Below are 21,945 nucleotides of genomic sequence, written 5' to 3' on the forward strand. Positions count from 1 at the left end.
CGGCGCGGAGGGTGCTCCGGTGAACGTCGTCGGCTTCGCGGGATTCTCGGGTTCGGGCAAGACCACGCTGGTCGAACAGCTCATTCCCGCCCTGCGCCTGCGCGGCCACCGCGTCTCGGTCATCAAGCACGCGCACCACAGCTTCGACATCGACCACCCCGGCAAGGACACCTGGCGCCACCGCGAGGCCGGCGCCGTGGAGATCGTGGCCGCGTCGCCCCGGCGGGTGGTCTTCATGCGCGAGCTGGAGACCGAGGCCACGCACGACGTGCACGCGCTCATCGCACGGCTCAGCGCCGAGGTGGACTGGGTGCTGGTCGAGGGTTTCAAGGGCAGCAGCCTGCCCAAGATCGAGGTCTGGCGCCAGGCCAGTGGCCAGCCCGTGATCTACCCGGCGCAGCCCCGGGTCCTGGCCGTGGCCACCGACAGCCCGGCGGCCCTGCCCGAGCCACCCGCACGCCCGGTGCTGGATTTGAACGCGCCCGATGACGTGGCCGCGTGGCTGGTCGACAATGCCAGCCGGTTCCACTACAGACCCCCCGACGCCCCATGAACGCTCCGGCCCGCGCGCCCCTGATGGCCCTGGACGACGCCCTGGCCGCTTTGCTCGGCCGCGTCATGCCCCTTGCCGACACCGACACGGTGCCCACCATCGACGCCGTGGGCCGCGTGCTGGCGCAGGACCTGGTGAGCGCCCTGCAGGTGCCGCCGCAGGACAACTCCTCCATGGACGGCTACGCCGTGCGCTGCGCCGACGTGACCGACAAAGGCGTGGTGCTGCCCATCAGCCAGCGCATCCCGGCCGGTCACTCGGGCGGGCCGCTGCAGCCCGGCACCTGCGCGCGCATCTTCACCGGCGCGCCCATGCCCGAAGGCGCCGACGCGGTGGTCATGCAGGAAGACACGCGCGAGGTCGGCGGCGACCTGCACGCGGTGCACATCGACACCATTCCCGAACCTGGCCAGTGGGTGCGCCGCTCGGGCGAGGACGTGACGCGCGGCGCCACCGTGCTGACGCGCGGCCAGCGCCTGGACGAGGGCGCCCTGGGCCTGGCGGCCAGCCTGGGCCTGCCCCATCTGCGGGTGGTGCGCCGCCCGCGCGTGGCCCTGTTCTCCACCGGCGACGAGCTCGTGATGCCCGGCGAGGTGCCGCCCGAGGCCATGAAGCCCGGCGCCATCTACAACTCCAACCGCTTTTTCCTGCGCGCGCTGCTGCAGCGCTTCGGCTGCGAGGTGAGCGACCTCGGCATCGTGCCGGACCAGCGCGAGTCCACGCTGGCCGCGCTCAAGACGGCGGCCGACCACCATGACCTGATCCTCACCAGCGGCGGCGTGTCGGTGGGCGAGGAAGACCACATCAAACCCTCGGTGCAGCAGTTGGGCGGGCTCGATCTCTGGCAGATCGCCATGAAGCCCGGCAAGCCCTTCGCCTATGGCCATGTGCGGCGCGACGCGGGCGCGGGGCAGGGCGTGGGCAGCCATTGCCACTTCATCGGCCTGCCGGGCAACCCGGTGTCCAGCTACATCACCTTCCTGCTGCTCGTGCGTCCCTTCCTGCTGCAGCTGCAGGGCGTTGCCGATCCCCACGCCCTGCGCCTGCCCGCGGCACTGCCGCTGCGCGCCGACTTCAGCCTGCCGCGCGCCGACAGGCGCCGCGAATTCCTGCGCGCGCGCCGCAACGCCAGCGGCGGCGTCGAGCTGTTCCCGAACCAGAGTTCGGGCGTGCTCACCTCCGTGGTCTGGGCCGACGGCCTGGTCGACAACCCCTCGGGCACCACCATCGCGCCGGGCGACACCGTGCGCTTCATCGCCCTGTCGGACCTGCTTGCATGAACACCATCCAGTTGCGCTACTTCGCCTCCATCCGCGAGGCCATCGGCACCGGCGCCGAGCGCCTGAGCACGGCCGCGCCCACGCTGGCGGCGCTGCGCGACGAACTCATCGCGCGCGGCGGCGCGCATGCGCAGGCGCTGGCGCGCGGCAAGGCCGTTCGCGTCTCGCTGAACCAGGCCATGGCCGACGAAAGCGCCGCGCTTGCCGACGGTGCGGAGGTGGCCTTCTTCCCGCCGGTGACCGGCGGTTGAACATGGTCGCGCGCGTTTCCATCCAGACCGCCGACTTCGACCTCAGCACCGAGGTCGCGCTGCTGCGCCTGCAGGACAAGGGCGTGGGTGCGGTCTGCAGTTTCATCGGCACCGTGCGCGACCGCAACGACGGCCTCGCCGTCAGCGCGATGGAGCTGGAGCATTACCCCGGCATGACCGAAAAGGCCATCGAGTCCATGATCGACGAGGCCTTCCGGCGCTTCGACATCCTCGGTGCGCGGGTCATCCACCGCGTGGGGCCGCTGCAGCCACTGGACCAGATCGTGCTCGTGGTGGTCAGCGCCGCCCACCGGGGCCAGAGCTTCCAGGCCTGTGAGTTCCTGATGGACTACCTCAAGACCCAGGCGCCGTTCTGGAAGAAGGAGCAAACGCCCGAGGGCGCGCGCTGGGTCGACGCGCGCGTGAGTGACGACGCCGCGCTGGCCCGCTGGGGCCTGCCCGCGAGCAACGCCTGAGGACCGAGGGCATGGACAGCCGCACCGTCGAGGCGATCGAACGCAACACGGTGCAGGCCGTGGCGCCCGAGCAGCTCGACGATGGCCTGCCGGGCTGGCTGCTGCCCATGGACCGGGGCACCGTGGGACGCGCGCAGTGCGCCGTTCCGCTGTCGCACGCGGCCCCCGATCCCGCCCTCATCGACGCCATCGCGGAGCGCTACGGCGCGCGCGGCTTCCCCGTGGCCTGGCGCCTGCCCGAACGGCCCGACTGGGCGGCCTTCACCCAGGCCCTGGGCGAACGCGGCTTCCGGCGGGCCCAGCCCACGCAGACCCACATCGCCGAAACGGCCGAGCTGCTGCGCCGCCTGCCCGACCCGCCGCACGGCGTCGAGCTGCGCCTGGCCGATGCCCCGGACGCCGCCTGGCTCGCCATGTTCCTCGGCGAGGGCCTCGACCCGGTGGATGGCGCGAGCCGCTCGCGCGCGCTCTCGCGCGCCCAGGGCACGCGCTTCGCCAGCCTGAGCGAGGCGGGGCAGACCCTGGCCTGCGGCGCCGCCAGCGTCGGCCACGGCTGGCTGGGCGTGCATGGCATGCGCACGGCCGCCCGCCAGCGCGGGCGAGGGCTGGCGGGCATGGTGCTGCGCGCCATGGCCGGCGAGGCGCTGCGCCGCGGCATTCCTCGCGTGTTCCTGCAGGTGGACGCGGGCAACGCACCGGCGCTGGCGCTGTACCAGCGCGCGGGCTTCCAGCTGGCCTGGCCCTACGCCTACTGGCGCCGCTGAGGCAGGCCACTCCGGCTTGACCTGGATCAAGCGCGGGCGTTGGCAGGCAGGCCGGGCCGGCTTGAAAATGGCTCCATTGCCGCCATGTGCCTGGCAATCCACATTTTCGGAGCGCCCCTCCCATGCGTCTCGACAAACTCACCACCAAATTCCAGGAAGCCCTGGCCGACGCCCAGTCCCTCGCGCTGGGCAATGACCACGCCTACATCGAACCCGTGCACCTGCTGCTGGCCATGCTGCGCCAGACCGACGGGCCGGTGTCCATCCTGCAGCGCGCCGGCGTGAACGTGCCCGGCCTCGTGCAGGCGGCCGAGGCGGCTGTCAAGCGGCTGCCCCAGGTGCAGGGCCAGGAGCAGGTGCAGGTCGGCCCCGAACTGGCCAAGCTGCTCCAGGCCACCGAAAAGGACGGCATCAAGCGCGGCGACGCCTTCATCGCCAGTGAGCTCTTCCTGCTCGCCGTGGCCGACGCCAAGGGCGAGCTGGGCCGCATCGCCAACGAGAACGGGCTGTCGCGCAAGAGCCTGGAGGCGGCCATCGCCGCCGTGCGTGGCGGCCAGCAGGTCAACAGCCCCGAGGCCGAGGGCCAGCGCGAGGCGCTCAAGAAATACACCATGGACCTGACCGAGCGCGCCCGCGCGGGCAAGCTCGACCCGGTGATCGGCCGCGACGACGAGATCCGCCGCGCCATCCAGGTGCTGCAGCGGCGCAGCAAAAACAACCCGGTGCTGATCGGTGAACCCGGCGTGGGCAAGACCGCCATCGTCGAGGGCCTGGCGCAGCGCATCGTGGCCGGCGAGGTGCCCGACAGCCTCAAAGGCAAGCGCGTGCTCAGTCTGGACATGGCCGCGCTGCTGGCCGGCGCCAAGTACCGCGGCGAGTTCGAGGAGCGCCTCAAGAGCGTGCTCAACGAACTGGCCAAGGACGAGGGCCAAACCATCGTCTTCATCGACGAGCTGCACACCATGGTCGGTGCCGGCAAGGCCGAAGGCGCCATGGACGCGGGCAACATGCTCAAGCCCGCGCTGGCGCGTGGCGAGTTGCACTGCGTGGGCGCCACCACGCTGGACGAGTACCGCAAGTACATCGAGAAGGACGCCGCGCTGGAGCGCCGCTTCCAGAAGATCCTGGTGGACGAGCCGTCGGTGGAAGCCACCATCGCCATCCTGCGCGGCCTGCAGGAAAAGTACGAGGTGCACCACGGCGTGGAGATCACCGATCCGGCCATCGTGGCCGCGGCCGAGCTGAGCCACCGCTACATCACCGACCGCTTCCTGCCCGACAAGGCCATCGACCTGATCGACGAGGCCGCGGCCAAGATCAAGATCGAGATCGACTCCAAGCCCGAGGCCATGGACCGGCTGGACCGCCGGCTCATCCAGCTGCAGATCGAGCGCGAGGCCATCAGGAAAGAAACCGACGAGGCCTCGCAGAAGCGCCTGGGCCTGATCGACGAAGAGATCGAGCGCCTCAAGCGTGAGCTGGCCGACCTGGAGGAGATCTGGAAGGCCGAAAAGGCCCAGGCCCAGGGCTCGGCCCAGGTGAAGGAAGAGATCGACAAGCTGCGCCACCAGATCGAGGAATTCACCCGCAAGGGTGACTTCAACAAGGTCGCCGAGCTGCAATACGGCAAGCTGCCCGAACTGGAAAAACGCCTGAAGGACGCCCAGGCGGCCGAGACCGGCAAGAAGGAGGGCGGCCGCCCGCAGCTGCTGCGCACCCAGGTCGGCGCCGAGGAGATCGCCGAGGTGGTGGCGCGCGCCACCGGCATTCCGGTGAGCAAGCTCATGCAGGGCGAGCGCGACAAGTTGCTGCAGATGGAGGACCGCCTGCACCAACGCGTGGTGGGCCAGGACGAGGCCATCAGCGCGGTGGCCAACGCCATCCGCCGCTCGCGCTCGGGCCTGTCCGACCCGAACCGGCCCACCGGTTCCTTCCTGTTCCTGGGCCCCACCGGCGTGGGCAAGACCGAGCTGTGCAAGGCGCTGGCGGGCTTCCTGTTCGACAGCGAAGACCACCTCGTGCGCATCGATATGAGCGAGTTCATGGAGAAGCACTCGGTCGCGCGCCTGATCGGTGCGCCGCCCGGCTACGTGGGCTACGAGGAGGGTGGCTACCTCACCGAAGCGGTGCGCCGCAAGCCCTACTCGGTGCTGCTGCTCGACGAGGTGGAGAAGGCCCACCCCGACGTCTTCAACGTGCTGCTGCAGGTGCTCGACGACGGTCGCCTCACCGACGGCCAGGGCCGCACCGTGGACTTCAAGAACACCGTGATCGTGATGACCAGCAACATCGGCTCGCACATGATCCAGTCCATGGTCGGCCAGCCCTACGACGAGGTGAAGGAAGCCGTGTGGGGCGAGCTCAAGGGCTATTTCCGCCCCGAGTTCCTCAACCGCATCGACGAGACCGTGGTGTTCCACGCACTCGACGCCAAGAACATCGAGGCGATCGCCGCCATCCAGCTGCAGGCGCTGCAGGCGCGGCTGCAGAAGATGGACCTCAAGCTCGAGGTCTCGCCGGCGGCGCTGGGCGAGCTGGCCAAGGTCGGCTTCGATCCGGTGTTCGGTGCGCGCCCGCTCAAGCGCGCGATCCAGCAGCGCATCGAGAACCCGCTGTCCAAGCTGCTGCTGGAGGGCCGCTACCCGCCCAAGTCGGCCATTCCGGTCGGTGTGGACCCGGTGCGCAACCCGGGCGTGTTCGAGTTCGGCGAGCCGCTGCCCATGGCCTGATCGGCCGCCGCGCGTGGCGCGGCCGGCCCTCAGGCCGCCTCGTCGTCCACGTCGGCCAGTACCGGCGTCTGGTTGTCCAGCAGATAGCCCTGCGCGGCCAGGCGGCGGGCCAGTTCGTGCACGTCCTCGTCCAGCAGGCGCGAGAGTTCGCGCAGGCTGCGCCGGCCGTTGGCCATCAGCAGCAGGGTGTGCGCCCGGCGGTCCAGCCCGTCGGGGCGGGCCAGCGCCTCCCAGGCGCGGGGCGTCTTCGTGTAGAGGTGGCCTTCCATGTCCCTGAAGCGTGCATTGGCGGCGTGACTTCACCGTGAAACCGCGCCCGATGCCCGGGCATACAAGTTCCGGGCCAGCCGCGGGCGCGCGCCTGCGGGGCCGTCCGGCAGCCCCGGGCGACCGATTGGAGCCCCAGGGGCTACCCCTGTCCGGAAATCGGCCGATCACCACTTCGTTCACACCTCGGGCGGCTATAACCGTGACCTGCATCACGTGATGCTTTCATCACCTGGTGACCGCCGCTCCCCTGGCCCCTTTGCCGACATGACCGTTCCTTCTCCCTTGCTGGAGCAGTGCTTCGAGGAAGCCGTCCGCCACGCCGCGCCCATGCTGGGGCGCTGCATCGACGTGGGCGTGTCCTCCCTGCAGGCCGAGGAAAAGGACCTGCGCGAGGTGGCCGCGCGCGACCGCGCGGCGCGGTCCTGGTTCGCGCTGCTCAAGCACCGCAATGGCTGGGGCCCCAATTTCGCGCAGCGCCTGAAGGCGGCTTTTCACACCGGGTACAACGAAGGCAATACCTCCAGCCTGGCCTTGCTGTCCAACACCGAGCTGCTGGCGCTGGTGGACGACAACGCGGTGGCCGAATCGATCGAGTCCGCCAAGCTGCTGCAGAACCTGCTGCCCGAGGTGGAGCAGGCCCTGGCCGTGCTCGACGCGCGCATGAGCTCGCTCATCGGCCTGGACACCGTGCACGCCGAGAAAAACCCGCTGCGCCCCTCGGTCTACGTGCGGGTGCTGCGCGAGATGCTGACCGCCAGCGAAAGCGACGCCGAGGTGCGCACGCTCTGGATGCGCCACCTGGCCCCGGTGCTGGGCCGCGAACTGCGCGGCCTGTACGAAAACCTGGCGCTGATGCTGCAGCGCGCGAACGTGCAGGAGGCCAGCTACCGCGTTCGGCTGGTGGCCGATCCGCAGGCGACGCGGCCCGCACAGCCCAAGCGCGACCTGCTCGATTTCGGCTTCACCCCCAGCGGCGTGGCCACCGAGGCCGCGCCGGCCCGGCCCGAGCCGGTCCATCCCTTCATGCCGGCCATGGGCGACCTGGCCCGCGCCCACCCCACGCTCGACCACGACGTGATGCAGCAGTTCCTGCAGCAGGGCGGCGAAGAGTATGCGCAGGCGCTGAACGAGCAGTATTTCCGCCAGCTCGACCGCGAAATGGCCGCGATGCAGGCCGAGGCCTCGCTGCCCGTGCTCGACGACGCGGTGCTCGAAGAGGAGCGCACGCGCTTTCGCGACCTGCCCGTGGTGGACCGCCCGGCGCGCGGCGTCAGCATCGGCTCGCAGCTCAAGGCCGAGGCCTGGGGCGATTTCGCCAGCGCGGTTGCGCGCACGCGCGCGCTGCTCGACCTCAAGCGCCAGGCCCGCTCGGTGGGCCAGGCCATCGGCCTGGACGTGGTGCGCAAGCTGGTCAACCAGGTGGCGCGCGACCCGCTGCTGCTGGCGCCGGTGCGCGAGGCCGTGGTGGCGCTGGAGCCCGCGCTGCTCAGCCAGGCGCTGACCGAGCCGCGCTACTTCAACGAAGACGCCCACCCCGCGCGCCGCCTGGTGGAAAGCGTGGCGCAGCGCAGCTTCCGCTACAACGACGAGTTCAGCGAGGAGTTCGAATCCTTCTTCGGGCCGGTGCGCGATGCCTTTCGCCAGCTCAACGAGCGCGCCAGCAAGGAGCCCAAGGCCTTCGGCGAGGCCCTGGACAAGCTGCGCGGCCACTGGCGCTCGCAGGACGACCGCGAACAGCAGCTGCAGAACGACCGCCTGCACGCCCTGCGCCACGCCGAGGAGCGCCAGGCCCTGGCCGATCGCACCGCCTGGGACCTGAGCCAGCGCCCTGACGTGGAGAACGCGCCGGGCTTTATCCTGGATTTCATCTACGGCAGCTGGGCCCTGGTGCTGGCGCAGGCCGAAATGGGCCTGCCCGACAGCCAGGCCGAGCTCAACGCCTACCGCAAGGCGGTCACCGACCTGCTGTGGAGCATCCGCAAGGAAGTGACCTTGCGCCGTCCGGCCGACCTGTTCCGCATCGTGCCCGGCCTCATCAAGACCCTGCACCAGGGGCTGGACGCCCTGGGCAAGACGCGCGAGGAGACCCAGCCGTTCTTCGACGCCCTGATGCGACTGCATGAGCCCGTGCTGGGCCTGCGCCGCGCCAAGGTGCGCAGCGATTCGGGCCATTCCGACCCGATCCCGCTGGAGCCCGCGTTCGACCCCACCCGGCTCGACGAATTCGCGCCGGCCACGCCCGAGCAGCGCCTGCCCAAGGCAGCGGCGCAGCCCTGGCTGGGCCAGCAAGAGCTGGCCAACGCAGGCTTCGAGGACACCCTGGCCTCCGACCTCGGCAGCCTGCACGGCGAGGGGGATTCCGACCACGCGCCGCTGGAGGCGCCGGCCATGGACGCCGAGCAGCTGCTGATGTCGCTGCGCGAAGGCACCTGGGTCGACATGTACTCACACGGCGAGTGGCTGCGCGCCCAGCTCATCTGGGCCAGCACGCGCGGCACGCTGTTCATGTTCACCAGCCGAGGCGGCCGGGCGCACTCCATGACCAAGCGCGTCTGCGTGCGCCTCATCCGCAACCGCTGGCTGCGCCCGGTGGAGGCCCGTCCGGTGGTGCAGACGGCGCTGGACACGGTGCTGGCCTCGGGCGCACCGCCGGTGCTCGAGCCGGTCAGCGTGCAATAAGGGCCCGCCCCCGCCGCGCCGCGCGCCACCTTTCGGTGAAAACCCGTGAGCGCCCGGGGCGGGTGCCGCCTGGGTACCATCTCGGCCCATGACTTCCGCCGCCACCGCGCTGGGCACGCTGCCGCCCGCGAACCCCGTTCCGCTCAGGCAAGACGCCGCCGTCATCGGGCTGGTCGGCCTGGCGCACGGCACCTCCCACTTCTCCCACATGCTGCTGGCGCCGCTGTTCCCGTTGTTCATCCGCGACTTCGGTCTGGGCTTCGCCGACGTGGGCCTGCTCATGACGGTGTTCTTCATCATCTCGGGTGTGGGCCAGGCGCTGTCGGGTTTCCTGGTCGACCGCGTGGGCGCCCGCCCGGTGCTGTTCGCCGCCATCGGCTGCTTCCTGCTGGCCTCGCTGGTCGCCTCGCAGGCCACCGGCTACTGGGGCCTGATGGCCACGGCCGTGCTCGCGGGTCTGGGCAACGCGCCGTTCCACCCCTGTGACTTCACCATCCTCAACCAGCGCGTGTCCACCGCCCGCCTGGGCCATGCCTTCAGCGTGCACGGCGTGACGGGCAGCCTGGGCTGGGCGCTGGCGCCGGTCTTCCTGGTCGGCATCACCAGCCTGAGCGACTGGCGCACGGCCTATTACTCGGCCGCCCTGCTGTACACGGGCGTGCTGGCGCTGCTCTGGTGGCAGCGCGACAAGCTGCGCACCGAGGTGGTGGTGCGCGCCCCCGCGGCGCACGCCGGCGGGGCACACGACCTGGCCTTCCTGAAGCTGCCCGTGGTGTGGTGGTGCTTCGCCTTCTTCCTGCTCTCCACCATGACCTTGGCCGTGGTGCAGAGCTTCGTGCCCTCCATCCTGCAGGCGCTGTACGGCACCTCGATGGAGGCGGCCACGCTGACCGTCAGCGCCTACATGCTGTGCTCGGCCTTCGGCATGTTCGTCGGCGGCTTCGTCACCGTCTATGGCCAGCGGCACCAGATCTCCAGCGACACGGTGCTGGCCTGGGGCATGGGCCTGGGCGCGCTGCTGATGCTGGTGTGCGCCACCGGCTGGTTCGGCGAGTTCGGCACCATGGCCGTGCTGGCCATCACGGGCTTCGCCCTCGGCGTGGCCGGGCCGAGCCGCGACATGCTCATCAAACGCGCCACGCCCAAGGGCGCCACCGGCCGGGTGTACGGCACGGTCTACTCGGGCCTGGACGTGGGCTTCGCGCTCGCGCCGCTGGTGTTCGGCGTGCTCATGGACCACGGCTGGTACGCGGCCACGCTGGCGGGCGGCGCGGTGGTGCTGGCCCTGTCCGCCTACGCCGCGCTGGGCGTGGGCAAGCGGGTGGCGGTGGCATGACCGCGTCCACCAAGCTCGCGGGTCACCTGCTGGTCGAGTGCCTGATCGAGCAGGGCGTGACGCACGCCTTCGGCGTGCCGGGCGAGAGCTTCCTGGCCGTGCTGGACGGCTTTCACGCGCACGCGAAGCGCATCCGCTTCGTCACCAACCGGCAGGAGGGCGGTGCCGCCTTCATGGCCGAGGCCCAGGGCAAGCTCACGGGCCGGCCCGGCGTCTGCTTCGTCACGCGCGGTCCAGGCGCCACCAACGCCTCCATCGGCGTGCACACGGCCTTCCAGGACAGCACGCCGATGGTGCTGTTCGTGGGCGACGTGGCCAGCGACGCGCGCGACCGCGAGGCCTTCCAGGAAGTGGACTTCGCCGCCTTCTTCGGCCCGTCCACCAAGGGTATGGCCAAGCGCGTGGAGCGCATCGACGACGCCCGCCGCATTCCCGAGTACGTGGCGCGCGCCTTCGCCACCGCCATGAACGGCCGCCCCGGCCCCGTTGTGTTGGTGCTGCCCGAGGACATGCTCACGCAGCGCGTGGACAGCGTGCCGCTGCCGCGCGTGGAGCCGGTGCAGGCCTGGAGCGACCCGGGCGCGCTGCGTGAGCTGCGCACGCTGTTGCTGGCGGCCGAGCGGCCCCTCGTCATCGCCGGTGGCGGTGGCTGGACGCCGCAGAGCGCCGCCGCCCTGCAGCGCTTCGCCGAGGCCTGGCGCCTGCCGGTGGCCAACGCCTTCCGCTTCCAGGACACCTTCGACAACCACCACCCGCAGTACGCGGGCGACGTGGGTTTGGGCATCAACCCCGCGCTGGCGCGCCGCGTGCGCGAGAGCGACCTGCTCATCGCCCTGGGCCCGCGCCTCGGCGAAAGCACCACCGGCGGCTACACGCTGATCGAGGCGCCGCTGCCCCGCCAGAAGCTGGTGCACATCCACGCCAGCGCCGAAGAGCTGAACCGGGTGTACCAGCCCGCGCTGGCCATCCAGGCCAGCATGAACGCCGCCGCGCGCAGCCTGGAGGTGCTGAGTCCGCCGCCCAGCCTGCCCTGGGCCGCCTGGACCGCGGCCTGCCACGCCGACTACCTGGCCAACATCGACCCCGCCAACGGCGGCGTGCAACTGCCCGGGCCGATCGACATGCCGGCCATCGTGCACACGCTGCAGCGCCTGCTGCCGGCCGACGCCGTGCTCACCAACGGCGCGGGCAACTTCGCCAGCTGGCTGCACCGCTTCTACCGCTACCCGGGCCTGGCGCGTGGCCACAAGACGCAACTGGCGCCCACCAACGGCGCCATGGGCTATGGCGTGCCGGCCGGCATCGCGGCGTCCCTCCTCACCGGGCGCACCGCCTTCACCATCGCGGGCGACGGCGATTTCCTCATGAACGGTCAGGAACTGGCCACCGCCGTGCAGCACGGCGCGCGCAGCATCGTGCTGCTGCTGGACAACGGCAGCTACGGCACCATCCGCATGCACCAGGAGCGCGAGTACCCGGCACGGGTGAGTGGCTCGAACCTGAACAACCCCGATTTCGCGGCCCTGGCGCGCGCCTACGGTTACGCCGGCGAGCGTGTGGAGCGCACCGCCGACTTCGAACCGGCGTTGCGGCGCGCGCTCGCGCAGCCTGGCGGAACGCTCATCGTGCTGCCGCTGTCGCCCGAGGTGATCACCACCCGGGGCACGCTGAGCGCGATCCGCGACACCGCGCTGAAGCGCTGATTCGCTTCCGCTGGCGGGGGGCGGAATGTGAATGCATCACAGGTTTAGGCCCCACCACGGCACAGCAATCCCGCCCCGTCGATGAAAAACTGCCGGTCATACGGAGGTATTCATATGCGACAGGCAACGGAAACGGTTTGGGGTAACAGCACGCAGTACGCCACGGGCGAGGTCCGGGCGCTGAGTCAGGCGCACCTGCTGAGGGTGTTCGACGAGGTGGACTACGGCATGCTGCTCCTCGACCCGCAGGGACGCATCCTCCACGCCAACCACCTGGCGCGCCACGAACTGGCACAGCGGCGCGTGCTGCGCGCCTGCAGCGGCAGCCTCATGGGCAGCAGCGCCGAGCACAGCGAGCGCATCCAGCAGGCACTGGACGCGGCCAGTCGGGGCCAGCGCCGCCTGCTGCTGATGCGCGAAGGCGAGCGCGACCTGTCCATGGCCTTCACGCCGCTGTCGCACCCGCTGGAAGACGACTCGCCCACCGTGCTGGTGCTGCTGTCGCGCCAGAGCGCCAGCGACAACCTGGCCGTGCGCATGTTCGCCCGCGCCCTGAGCCTGAGCCCCACCGAAGAGGTGGTGATGCTGGCCCTGTGCCGCGGCCTGGACGTGCAGGAGATCGCCGCCGAGAACGGCGTGGCCATCTCCACCGTGCGCAGCCAGGTCAAAACCCTGCGCGAGAAGGCCGGCGCCAGCAGCGTGCGCCGCTTGCTGCAGCGCGTGAACAGCCTGCCACCCGTGGTGCCTGCCTTGCGCATCATCACGCCGGTCGCGCACAATCCGGCGGGTTACTCCCACCCCTAGACCCCACCGGATGCCCCCCGCCAGCGCTTCGACTCTCTCTTCGCAGAACACGCAGCACATCGAAGCACTGGCCGCGCAAGGCATCCAACGCCGCTACCGGCGCGGCGCCCTGCTGATTCAGGAAGGCGAAACCGGGGACACCCTCTACATCGTGCTGCAGGGCCGCCTGCGCGCCTACGTGGCCGACGCCTCCGGCCGTGAACTCACCCTGGGCCTGTACGGCCCGCTGGAATACGTGGGCGAGATGTCGCTCGACGGCGGCCCGCGCTCGGCCAACGTGGAAGCGGCCGAGGCCAGCACCTGCTCGGTCATCACGCGCGAGCGCCTGCTGGCCTACATCGCCGAGCACCCGGAATTCGCCTTCGAGCTCATGGCGCGCCTGATCCGGCGCGCCCGCCTGGCCACCGAAAGCGCGCGCAGCGTGGCGCTGATCGACGTCTACGGCCGTCTGGTGAAGCTGCTCAACGGCTGGGCGTTGGCGCCGCAGGACGACGGCGCGCGCCCGCTGCGCGAGCGGCTGACACACCAGCAGATCGCCCAGCACCTGGCCTGCTCGCGCGAGATGGTGAGCCGGCTGCTGAAGGACCTGGAGAACGGCGGCTACGTCGCCGTGCGCGAGCGGCGCCTCTGGTTGCTGAAGAACCTGCCGGCGCGCTGGTGAGCCGGCCAGGGGCAGAGGCCCCACGCCACGCCGCCGCGCGGGCCGCGGCCGCCGAGGGCGCGGCCCGGCGCGACTGGCCTCAACCCAGGCCGTTGAGCAGGCGGCGCGCTTCCTTCGGGGCCGACGAGCTGGTGCCTGCGAGCCGCACCGTGCTCCCGCTCAGGCTGCCCACGCCGCGCACGCCCCACAAGGCGGTGTTGCTGTCGCAGGCCGCCAGGGTTTCTGGCGTGATCTTCACGCCCGGGCGCTGCGCCCGGGCGGGGCCGGGGTCGGGCCGCTGCGGCGAGTAGCGCGCAAAACGCGCCAGCTCCTGCGCTCCACTGTCGGACGCGCGCGTGCCGCCCACGCTGATCGTGTGCTGCCCCGTGGACAGGCTGTTGAACACGCCGCTGCGGCGGATGGCCGTGGGATTGCCGGGCTGGTCCACCCAGCCGTTCAGGTTGCCCTGGGTGTCGTAGTGCGCGTCTTCCAGGTAGGACTGCCGCGCGCCCGTGTTCACGCCCAGGGCCACGTCGTCGCGCTCCACGTAGGCGTCGAACACCACGGGGGTGCGTCCCCGGTTGCGCAGGGTCACCGTCCACACGCCGCAGGGCGCGAGCGGGTGCTCAGGGTCGTGGCTGGCCGTGCATTCCAGCACCAGCAGGGCACAGGTGCCCCGGCCCAGCGCGGTGCTCGACGGGTAGATCAGCGACCAGATGGGCAGGCCTTGCGCGTTGGCCCACATGCCCGACTGGCCCTGGGTGAGCGTCACCGCCTGATCCGGTCGGTCCGGTGGCGCGACCGACAGGCTCAGGCCTTCGGCGCCGTCGGGCAGCCAGATCTCCAGGAAGTTCTGCGTGTGGTCGTCGGGCTGGACGCGCCAGTGCAGCGCCTGCGATTCGCTGGGCGCGAGCGCGCCGTTGGCGTGCGTGCGGCTCTGGTAGGCGTTGCCGCCGGGCACGGTGATGCGCAGGCGCCCGCCCAGCTTGTCCACCAGCTCGTCCATGGCCGCCTCGAGCAGCGAGCTGCCGTCGTGCGGTCCGGCCAGGGTGCCCCAGCTGACGTTGACCACGATGTCCGCGTCGGCCGCGCAGCGCGAGACGATGTAGAGCAGGCCGTCGAGCACGCTCACGTTCATCGCGCCACCCGAGGTGTCGAGCACGTTGGACCAGTCCAACTGCACGGCCACGATGGCGCTGCGGCTGGCGGCGTCGTTCAGGTCGGGGTCCAGCAGTCCGCCGGGCGCGGTGGCCAGGCTGGTGACGTGCGTGCCGTGGTTGACGGGGCGCGCCAGGTCCCAGAGCTGGAAGTACCGGTACACGGCGTCTTCGTCCACCTGGCCGTTGCGCGTGTGCTCGGCCATCACGCGGTCTATGGACTCTCGGTCGAGTTCGTGGCCATAGCCCAGGTCGGGTGGCCGGGGGCCGGCGCGGCGCGGGTCCAGCGGCACGCGGTGGTTGTCGGGGGAGCCGGGCCAGCGACCGCCGTAGAAGTTGTCCTGCCGCCAGAAGTGGCGCACGCGGGTGCGGCCCCGGTCATCGAAGAAGGCGGCGTTGGCGATGGCCAGGCCGCCGTCGATGACGCCCAGCACCGGCCCGCGCACGCGCTGGCGCGGCGGTTGCGGGCGGCAATGGGGTGTGCAGAACTCGGTCAGGCCCAAGGGAAGCTGTTCGACCGGCAGGCCCAGCTCGAAGCGCTCGATGAGCGCGCGCAGAGCCGGGTCTTGGCGCCAGTGGCGGAAGAACTCGCGCGAGACGCGCGCGCTGCAGTGGCGCAGGCCCGGCACCAGCAGGTAAGCCAGGGGCACGCGCAGCCAGCGGGTGGCGGTGGCGTTCACCAGCTGGCGCACGTCAACGCCTTCGTGCAGGCCGATGACGATGGGCAGCCACTTGAGTTTTTCCGGCTCGCGGCCATGGACGTGGTAGCCCATGAAACCGTCGGCCTCGGCCCAGGCCAGGTAGGGGTCCATGCCATCGATGGCGCCAGGGGCGGACCAATCGATTCCGGTGAACTCGCCCTTGGGCAGGGGCTTCCAACTCATGGCAGCGCCTCCGCGCCAGGCGCTGCGGCGCGAGGAGCGCCTTCGGGCAGCCGTGCGGCGTTCATGGCCATTCCTTCACGGCTTCCTGCCACAGCCAGGCCAGCAGCGGCGCCTCGCCCACGGCGCGGGCGCGCGGGTCGCGGGTGTAGGGGTAGCCGCTGGCGTGGTCCATGGGGTCGTTCAGGCTGAAGTCCTTGGGCGCGCCGTCGGGCTCGTGGAACAGCGCGGAGTTGAAGCCGCGCGCGTGCACCTTGCCGCTGGTGGCGCGCGCCACGATGAACTCGGCCAGCGCGGTGCCCAGCAGGCGGCCGGCGGCGCTGTCCACCGGGTAGTGCACGCCGGCCACGGTGCGGTTGACGGCGATGCGCGCGGCCAGGCGCTGCAGCTGCTCGCGGCTTTCCTGGCCATTGCCGGGGTGGCGGGCGGTGGCGGGCATGCCGGCGTCCAGCAGGGCCTGCAGCAGGTTCGCGGCCAGGAAGGCCTCGGTGGCGTGTCCGCTGGGCCAGGCGCCGTGCCCCGGGGTGGGGATCATGGGTTGGATCTGCGGCGAGAACTCCACCGGGCGGGTGGTGGAGAACATGAACTTGAAGCGCTGGATGACGCTGGACGTGAGGTTCAAACCGACCTCCAGCAACTGCAGCGTGTACTTGTGCCGGTGCGCGGTGAGGCCCACGACCGAGCCCCAGAACGGGATGGGATAGCCCATCTGCTCGGTGATCTCCAGCGAGCGGTCGCTGCGCAGGTCGGCGTAGGCGGCGACGAGCGAGAGCTGCTTCTTCAGCAGGGCTTCGTCCGGCCCTTTGAGCGTCACCAGCGGCTGCGGGCGGCCCTGGCGGGCGTATGTCAGTTCGGCGCGGTACTGGCGCGCATTCGTATCGAAGCTCAAGCCCTCCATGAGCTCCGAGCCGATGGCTTGCACGCGTGGGCCGTTGTCCCAGCGCTTGAGGTTGGCCGGGTCGTTGAACGCCGGCCATTTGATGCGCAGCACCGGGCCTTCGTAGGGGCCGACGATGGCGGCGCGCGAGAGGGTGAGGGCGTCGGCGGACGCCAGGGCGCCTGGGGCGTTGCCCCCGAAGCCGCCGCTGAACCCGCCGCTGAACCCTCCGCTAAAGCCGCCGCTGAATCCTCCACTCATTGCTTCTCTCCTTCCTGCTGGTTAATTGAGGCCTAAGGCTGACAAAACTTTTGCCGTGCGCTGACGAGTCGGGCTCACAGTTCCCGTCTGCAGATACGTGGCCAGCGTGAGCGACGGCTGAAGCTGTTTGACCAGCCCGAACATCTCGCGCGCCCGCTCGATCTGGCCCAATTCGTAGTGCGCGGTCATCAGCGTACGAATGGTCGGCAGGTGGTATCTGTTCTTCTTCAGCGAGCGTTCGCCATGCTGGATGGACTTCTCCAGCTCTCCCGCGCCCAGGTGGCTGGCGGCCAGCATCATTTCGAAGTAGTAGCGCTGTGGGTCCAGTGGAGACAACTCCAACGCCCGGGAGGCCTCGGGAATGGCATCCGCCGTATTGCCCCACATCGTTGACCAGACGCACCGGTACAGCCAGGCCATGGGGTCGTTGGGATTGGCGTCTGTGGCGGAGAAGAGCAATCGCTGGGATTCGCCTATGTTTTCGCCCAGGTGACACAGCGCGTGGCCCTTGATGGCCATGGCCAGCGAGCTGTGCGGTTCCAGATCGAGTGCGCGGTCGGCCACGCTGACCGCCTCGCGAAAGGCATGGGCGGGCTCCGCCGTCAGGCCCTGCACCACCTGCATGATGTGCCACTTGGACAGCCAGGCCCAGGGCGTGGCCACGCGCTTGTGGCGGTCCACCACGGCCTCCAGCAACTGCTGGCTGCGCTGCAGGTCGCGCGGCGTGGAGCGGTGCATCAGCGTGATGCCGCCCAGCATCAGCGCGTTGCTGTCGAGCTGTGGCACCGGCAGCACCAGGGTGCGCTGCACCATGTGGTGCAGCAAGGCTTCGGAGCAGGCTTCGCTCAGCTGGTGGATCAGTTGGCTCTCGGTCTGCAGCAGGTCCATCACCTCGCCGGCCAGGCGATCGGCCCAGACCACCTCCCCGCGCCGGTTGTCGCAGAGCTCGGCGTTGATCACCACCTTGTCGCCGTAGCTCACGTAGCTGCCGCTGAGCGTGTACGCCGCCTCCAGGCGCTGGCCGACCTCGGTCGCGCTGGCCTGGCGGCCGCGGAAGGCGCTGGTGGACAGGCGCGAGATGACGCGCAGGTCGGGGCTGCGCGAGAGCTGGGTGATCACGCCGTCGGCCAGCAGGTCGCCGATGACGAACTGTTCCTGCGAATGGCTGCGCGTCTCGAAGGGCACCACGGCGATGCTGGGACGGAAGTCGCTGGTGGCGGCCTCGGGCGCGGGCATGCGCGGCACCGCGCCCTGGGCGGCCACGGGCGTCACCGTCCAGGTGCGCACCGGCTCGGGCCAGTGCTTGAGGTAGCTCTCGCCGCGGTCCTGCACGTCGGCGTCGATGCCGACCACGATGGCGTCGTACACGCTGGCGGTGACCACGGTCTCGCCGGGCATGGCCAGGTCGGCCACACGCGCCGCCAGGTTCACGCCCTGGCCGTAGATGTCGTTGTCGTCGATGTAGAGCTGGGTGGCGTTGAGGCCGGCGCGCAGGTGCAGCTGCTGGGCCGCCGGCAGGTTCCGGTTGGTGTTGTCGAAATGGCGGTGCAGCGCCATCGCGGCGCGCACGGCCTGGGCCGGGTGCTCGAACTCCGCCAGCAGGCCGTCGCCCAGGCTCTTGACCAGGCGGCCCCCATGCGCGGGGAACACCTCGGTGGTGGCGTGGTGCACGAAGCCGCGCCACATCCGCACCACCTGCTCCTCGTTTTGCGCCATCAGCCGCACCGATTCCACCAGGTCGATGACGAGCACCGTCTTGTGTTGCACCGGCGGCAGCTCGACGGCCTGGCCATGGGCTGGCGAGGCAGGCTCGGGGGAGGAGGGCGCGGGTGAGGGGACCATGCAAGCGGATGTGACAAACAATTCAGTTTCGCACAATCGAATTCGTGCGATGGAGCCAATGCCCGATGAACGAGCAGAAACGACAAAGCCGACGGGACGTCGGCTTTGTCGGGTTCACCGCCGTGCTACGGGCGGCAGGGGGATCACTTGAGGTGATCGTTGACCAGCTTGGTCATCTCGAACATGGAGGCCTGGGCCTTCTTGAAGATCTCCTTCAGCTTGGCGTCGGCGTTGATCATGCGCTTGTTCACCGAGTCCTGGAGCTTGTTCTTCTTGATGTAGTCCCAGACCTTCTTGGTCACTTCGGTGCGCGGCAGCGGGTTGGCGCCCACGATGGCGGCCAGGGCGGCGCTGGGGGTCAGGGCCTTCATGAAGGCGGCGTTGGGGGTGCGCTTCTTGGCGGGAGCCTTCTTCGCCGGGGCCTTCTTGGCAGGAGCGGCCTTCTTCGCCGGAGCGGCTTTCTTGGCCGGGGCGGCCTTCTTCGCCGGGGCGGCTTTCTTGGCCGGAGCGGCCTTCTTCGCCGGGGCGGCTTTCTTGGCCGGAGCGGCCTTCTTCGCCGGTGCCTTCTTCGCGGCGGCTTTCTTCGCAGTTGCCATGGTGGATGTCCTTCTAGAAGTTGATGTGTTCGCTTGCGGAAAACGCGCTCTCACACAAGCGACATGATGCTAATGGAGTTGCACGCGGCTTCCAAGGAGGAAGACGCGGTTTTGCGAGGGGTGTCCAGGGGGAAACCGCGCTTTTTGGCGCGGAAAACAACACTCCTCGGGGTGTGCGGCCCGTGGGCCGTTCCTGCGGGGGCACCCGGGCGCGCGCCGGGCGGGTTTGTCTCGACAATGCGCGCGAGTCGAAACCCCTCTCTGCGGAGCCCGCCATGAACACGCCTTCCCCCGCCACCTGCGATCTTTGCGACGCGCACAAGTCGGACGACAGCGGTGCCTTTCGGGTGCTGCCGCCGGTCTGGCGGCACTTTGGTGCGCGCCGCCGCTTCCACGGGCCGGTGAGCACGGTGCAGTGCTTCGAGGACAACTCGCGGGTGAAGGAGGCGGTGGAAAGCGCGGGCGAGGGGCGGGTGCTGGTGGTGGACGGCGGCGGCTCGATGCGCCGTGCGCTGCTGGGCGGCAACCTCGGCGCGGCGGCGGCGCGCAATGGCTGGGCGGGGGTGGTGATCGACGGCTGCGTGCGCGACGTGGCCGAGCTGGCCGGCAGCGAGGTGGGCATCTGCGCGCTGGCGCCGGTGCCGCTGCCGACGCAGCGGCGGGGCGAGGGGCAACGCGACGTCGCCGTGCGCGTGCAGGGCGTGTGGGTGCGCCCGGGGGACTGGCTCTACGCGGACGAGGACGGGATCGTGGTGGCCGCGACCGCGCTTTAAGCGGCCAGGCCCTTCCAGAGCATGTACGCCGCGAGCGCGTACAGGATGCCCGCGAACACCCGCCGCAGCGTGGCGATGGGCAGCGCGTGCGCCGCGCGCACGCCCAGCGGCGCCATCAGCACGCTGGCACTGGCGATGACCACCAGGGCTGGCACGTAGATGTAGCCCACCGAGCCGGCTGGCAGCCCGCTCACGCCCTGGCCCGAGACCACGTAGCCCAGCGCGTTGGCCAGCGCGATTGGAAAGCCCAGCGCGGCGCTCGTGGCCACCGCGTTGTGGATGGGCACGTTGCACCAGGTCATGAAGGGCACCGAGACGAAGCCACCGCCCGCGCCCACCAGGCCGGACAGAAAACCGATGACGCCGCCCGCACCCAGCTGGCCGGCCGTGCCCGGCATGGTGCGCGTCGGCTGGGGCTTGCGGTCCAGCAGCATCTGTGTGGCCGAGAAGCCCACGAAGAGCGAGAAGAACAGCGCCAGCCAGGAGCCCTTGAGCAGCGCGAACACGCCCAGGCTGGCGAGCGCCGCGCCCAGCACGATGCCTGGTGCCAGCCGCTTCACGATGTCCCATCGCACGGCGCCGCGCTTGTGGTGTGCGCGCACGCTGGAGATGCTGGTGAAGATGATGGTCGCCATCGAAGTGGCGATGGCCATCTTGACGGCCAGGTCGGGCGCGACGCCGCGGCCGTTGAGGATGAGGGTGATGAACGGGACCATCAGCATTCCGCCGCCGATGCCGAGCAGGCCCGCGAGGAATCCGGTTCCCACGCCGAGCAGCGCGAGCTCGGCGATCAACAGGGGTTCAAGTGGCATGAAAAGGTGTCTGCAAGTGAGCGCCGGGTCGTTGGCCTGAACCGGGGTTCAGGTGGGCAAGGGCAGCGCGGCGTCGGGTTCGTCTGACGCGAGACGCTCGCACCAGCCGCGCAATGTACCAAGCCCGGGCTCAATGAGCATTGGTTCAAGGACATGAGAACCCGGCACACACTGCAGACGGTGTTGATTCTAGAAGCACCGGGAAAGCCCTGCGGACCATCGGTCGGTGTGGCCGCGCGCGCTGATGGGCGGCGGCCGTTTCAAGCGGCTCTCGTCAGAGCAGCCGGCCGTCCTTGTCGAGCGTTTGATCGAGCCGGCGCATGAGGTCTTCGACGCGCGAGAGCGTCTGCGGATCGATGGCGTCCTGCTCGAAGCTGCCACCGGCCTCGGCGAAGGCGCTGCCCTCGGCCTGCGCGAAGGACGAGGCCTGGAACTGCTGCTGTTCGGCCTCGCGCTCGGCTTCCTTGCGCTCCAGTTGCGACAGCTCGAACGCCAGGTTCAGCGAAGCCAGCACGGCGATGCGGTCGCGCGCCTTGACCTTGCCCGCGTCGCGGATGCGGCACATGGCGGTGTCCACGCGCTCCACGGCGTCGAGCAGCGCGGTCTCTCCGCCGTCGGGGCAGGACAGCAGGTAGCTCTGTCCCATGATCTGCACCTCGATCTGCTTGAAGCCGGGCCGGTTCATGTGCGCTCCTTGCGTTCTTCGGCGCTGGCGCCGGGCAGCCGCTCCAGCAGCGCGTCGATGCGCGCGCGCGCCGCCATCAGGCGCGACTTGAGCGAGTCGCGCTCGGCCTGCAGCGCGTGCACCTGCTCGACGAGCAGTGCGTTGGTGCGTTGCAGCTCCTCGTGGCGCAGCAAAAGCCGCTCCACCTTGTCGGTGATCTGGTCGATGGGCGAGGGCGCGGCCATGGTCTTTGCGTGGCGAAGGGCGTGGGGCATTGTAGGCGTCACCAAAGGCTTTGCTTAGAATCACGGGCGTTGGTGCTCGCGGCGTGGTTCACGCGCCGCGGTTAAACGGGAAGCAGGAGGGCGCGCTGCCAGCGGCGGCGAACCTAACCTGCGCTGCCCCCGCAACGGTAAGCAGACGAGATGGCCGGCGGCCCCAAGCCGCCGGATGCTCTGCCACCCTCACACCGCCACTGGCCGGCGCCCCGCGCGCCGGCTGGGAAGGCGAGGGTGGTTGGTCTGCCAGCCCGGATACCGGCCAGCGAGGTGGCGGTGCGTCTTCGGGCGCGCCGCCGTGATGCCCATGCACCGTCGG

The 21,945-nt window shown here is 70.3% G+C and carries 20 protein-coding genes and 1 riboswitch; of the genes, 12 read left to right on the forward strand and 8 right to left on the reverse strand.

What is annotated here, in order from left to right; all coding sequences use genetic code 11:
- Positions 1-19: 19 nt before the first annotated feature.
- The 6 genes from mobB to clpB all read left to right on the forward strand — a co-directional run bounded on the left by mobB (position 20) and on the right by clpB (position 6,053).
- Positions 20-553, forward strand: a complete 534-nt coding sequence (gene mobB, locus SOM08_RS10555; RefSeq protein WP_070398232.1) for a molybdopterin-guanine dinucleotide biosynthesis protein B — start codon at positions 20-22, stop codon at positions 551-553.
- Complete coding sequence (glp, locus tag SOM08_RS10560) at positions 550-1,833, forward strand: gephyrin-like molybdotransferase Glp (protein WP_322470636.1); 1,284 nt, start codon at positions 550-552, stop codon at positions 1,831-1,833. Before mobB ends, glp begins: the two co-directional genes overlap by 4 nt.
- Complete coding sequence (locus SOM08_RS10565; protein ID WP_070397853.1) at positions 1,830-2,084, forward strand: MoaD/ThiS family protein; 255 nt, start codon at positions 1,830-1,832, stop codon at positions 2,082-2,084. The genes glp and SOM08_RS10565 overlap by 4 nt, the downstream gene beginning before the upstream one ends.
- A 2-nt stretch (positions 2,085-2,086) precedes the next feature.
- Positions 2,087-2,560: a molybdenum cofactor biosynthesis protein MoaE gene (locus SOM08_RS10570; RefSeq protein ID WP_116957903.1), complete on the forward strand. Its 474-nt coding sequence runs from the start codon at positions 2,087-2,089 to the stop codon at positions 2,558-2,560.
- Positions 2,561-2,571: 11 nt separating this feature from the next.
- Entirely contained in the window at positions 2,572-3,324 is a 753-nt protein-coding gene (locus SOM08_RS10575; RefSeq protein WP_322470637.1) for a GNAT family N-acetyltransferase, read from the forward strand.
- A 122-nt stretch (positions 3,325-3,446) separates the two neighbouring features.
- On the forward strand, positions 3,447-6,053 hold the full coding sequence (gene clpB / locus SOM08_RS10580) for an ATP-dependent chaperone ClpB (protein WP_322470638.1): 2,607 nt from the start codon (positions 3,447-3,449) through the stop codon (positions 6,051-6,053).
- A gap of 29 nt (positions 6,054-6,082) precedes the next feature.
- Here the strand turns inward: clpB and SOM08_RS10585 are convergent, their stop codons facing one another.
- Positions 6,083-6,322 carry a hypothetical protein gene (locus SOM08_RS10585; RefSeq protein ID WP_116957906.1) on the reverse strand — a complete coding sequence of 80 codons (240 nt, stop codon included), beginning with the start codon at positions 6,320-6,322 and terminating at the stop codon, positions 6,083-6,085.
- Between the two features lie 265 nt (positions 6,323-6,587).
- Between SOM08_RS10585 and SOM08_RS10590 the strand changes: the two genes are divergently transcribed.
- The 5 genes from SOM08_RS10590 to SOM08_RS10610 all read left to right on the forward strand — a co-directional run bounded on the left by SOM08_RS10590 (position 6,588) and on the right by SOM08_RS10610 (position 13,506).
- On the forward strand, positions 6,588-9,002 hold the full coding sequence (locus SOM08_RS10590; protein ID WP_322470639.1) for a DUF1631 family protein: 2,415 nt from the start codon (positions 6,588-6,590) through the stop codon (positions 9,000-9,002).
- Between the two features lie 88 nt (positions 9,003-9,090).
- Positions 9,091-10,338, forward strand: a complete 1,248-nt coding sequence (locus SOM08_RS10595; RefSeq protein WP_322470640.1) for an MFS transporter — start codon at positions 9,091-9,093, stop codon at positions 10,336-10,338.
- Complete coding sequence (locus SOM08_RS10600; RefSeq protein ID WP_322470641.1) at positions 10,335-12,041, forward strand: thiamine pyrophosphate-binding protein; 1,707 nt, start codon at positions 10,335-10,337, stop codon at positions 12,039-12,041. Before SOM08_RS10595 ends, SOM08_RS10600 begins: the two co-directional genes overlap by 4 nt.
- Before the next feature lie 114 nt (positions 12,042-12,155).
- A complete protein-coding gene (locus SOM08_RS10605) occupies positions 12,156-12,845 on the forward strand; it encodes a helix-turn-helix transcriptional regulator (protein WP_181936421.1) in 690 nt (229 codons plus the stop codon).
- 10 nt (positions 12,846-12,855) lie between these two features.
- Positions 12,856-13,506 (forward strand): Crp/Fnr family transcriptional regulator, encoded by a 651-nt coding sequence (locus SOM08_RS10610; RefSeq protein ID WP_070397844.1) that lies wholly within the window; start codon positions 12,856-12,858, stop codon positions 13,504-13,506.
- A gap of 79 nt (positions 13,507-13,585) precedes the next feature.
- On the opposite strand, the gene SOM08_RS10615 is transcribed toward SOM08_RS10610, so the two are convergent.
- The 4 genes from SOM08_RS10615 to SOM08_RS10630 all read right to left on the reverse strand — a co-directional run bounded on the left by SOM08_RS10615 (position 13,586) and on the right by SOM08_RS10630 (position 19,099).
- Entirely contained in the window at positions 13,586-15,526 is a 1,941-nt protein-coding gene (locus SOM08_RS10615) for a hypothetical protein (RefSeq protein WP_322470642.1), read from the reverse strand.
- Between the two features lie 61 nt (positions 15,527-15,587).
- The gene (locus SOM08_RS10620; protein ID WP_116957912.1) at positions 15,588-16,661 is read right to left on the reverse strand and encodes a phosphatase PAP2 family protein; all 1,074 of its coding nucleotides are present in this window, start codon (positions 16,659-16,661) and stop codon (positions 15,588-15,590) included.
- 21 nt (positions 16,662-16,682) lie between these two features.
- Positions 16,683-18,428 (reverse strand): adenylate/guanylate cyclase domain-containing protein, encoded by a 1,746-nt coding sequence (locus tag SOM08_RS10625; RefSeq protein WP_322470643.1) that lies wholly within the window; start codon positions 18,426-18,428, stop codon positions 16,683-16,685.
- A gap of 218 nt (positions 18,429-18,646) precedes the next feature.
- On the reverse strand, positions 18,647-19,099 hold the full coding sequence (locus tag SOM08_RS10630; RefSeq protein ID WP_070397840.1) for an SWIB/MDM2 domain-containing protein: 453 nt from the start codon (positions 19,097-19,099) through the stop codon (positions 18,647-18,649).
- A 275-nt stretch (positions 19,100-19,374) separates the two neighbouring features.
- On the opposite strand from SOM08_RS10630, the gene rraA reads away from it, so the two are divergent.
- Positions 19,375-19,872 (forward strand): ribonuclease E activity regulator RraA, encoded by a 498-nt coding sequence (rraA, locus tag SOM08_RS10635; RefSeq protein ID WP_322470644.1) that lies wholly within the window; start codon positions 19,375-19,377, stop codon positions 19,870-19,872.
- On the opposite strand, the gene SOM08_RS10640 is transcribed toward rraA, so the two are convergent.
- The 3 genes from SOM08_RS10640 to SOM08_RS10650 all read right to left on the reverse strand — a co-directional run bounded on the left by SOM08_RS10640 (position 19,869) and on the right by SOM08_RS10650 (position 21,593).
- Entirely contained in the window at positions 19,869-20,684 is an 816-nt protein-coding gene (locus SOM08_RS10640; protein WP_116957915.1) for a sulfite exporter TauE/SafE family protein, read from the reverse strand. The genes rraA and SOM08_RS10640 overlap by 4 nt on opposite strands.
- A 274-nt stretch (positions 20,685-20,958) precedes the next feature.
- On the reverse strand, positions 20,959-21,369 hold the full coding sequence (locus SOM08_RS10645) for a cell division protein ZapA (RefSeq protein ID WP_070397837.1): 411 nt from the start codon (positions 21,367-21,369) through the stop codon (positions 20,959-20,961).
- Complete coding sequence (locus tag SOM08_RS10650) at positions 21,366-21,593, reverse strand: DUF904 domain-containing protein (RefSeq protein WP_070397836.1); 228 nt, start codon at positions 21,591-21,593, stop codon at positions 21,366-21,368. Before SOM08_RS10650 ends, SOM08_RS10645 begins: the two co-directional genes overlap by 4 nt.
- A gap of 53 nt (positions 21,594-21,646) precedes the next feature.
- Positions 21,647-21,908: riboswitch (cobalamin riboswitch) on the forward strand.
- Positions 21,909-21,945 lie beyond the last annotated feature (37 nt).

It is taken from the genome of Hydrogenophaga sp. SNF1 (genome assembly GCF_034421675.1).
Lineage (GTDB): Bacteria > Pseudomonadota > Gammaproteobacteria > Burkholderiales > Burkholderiaceae_C > Hydrogenophaga > Hydrogenophaga borbori.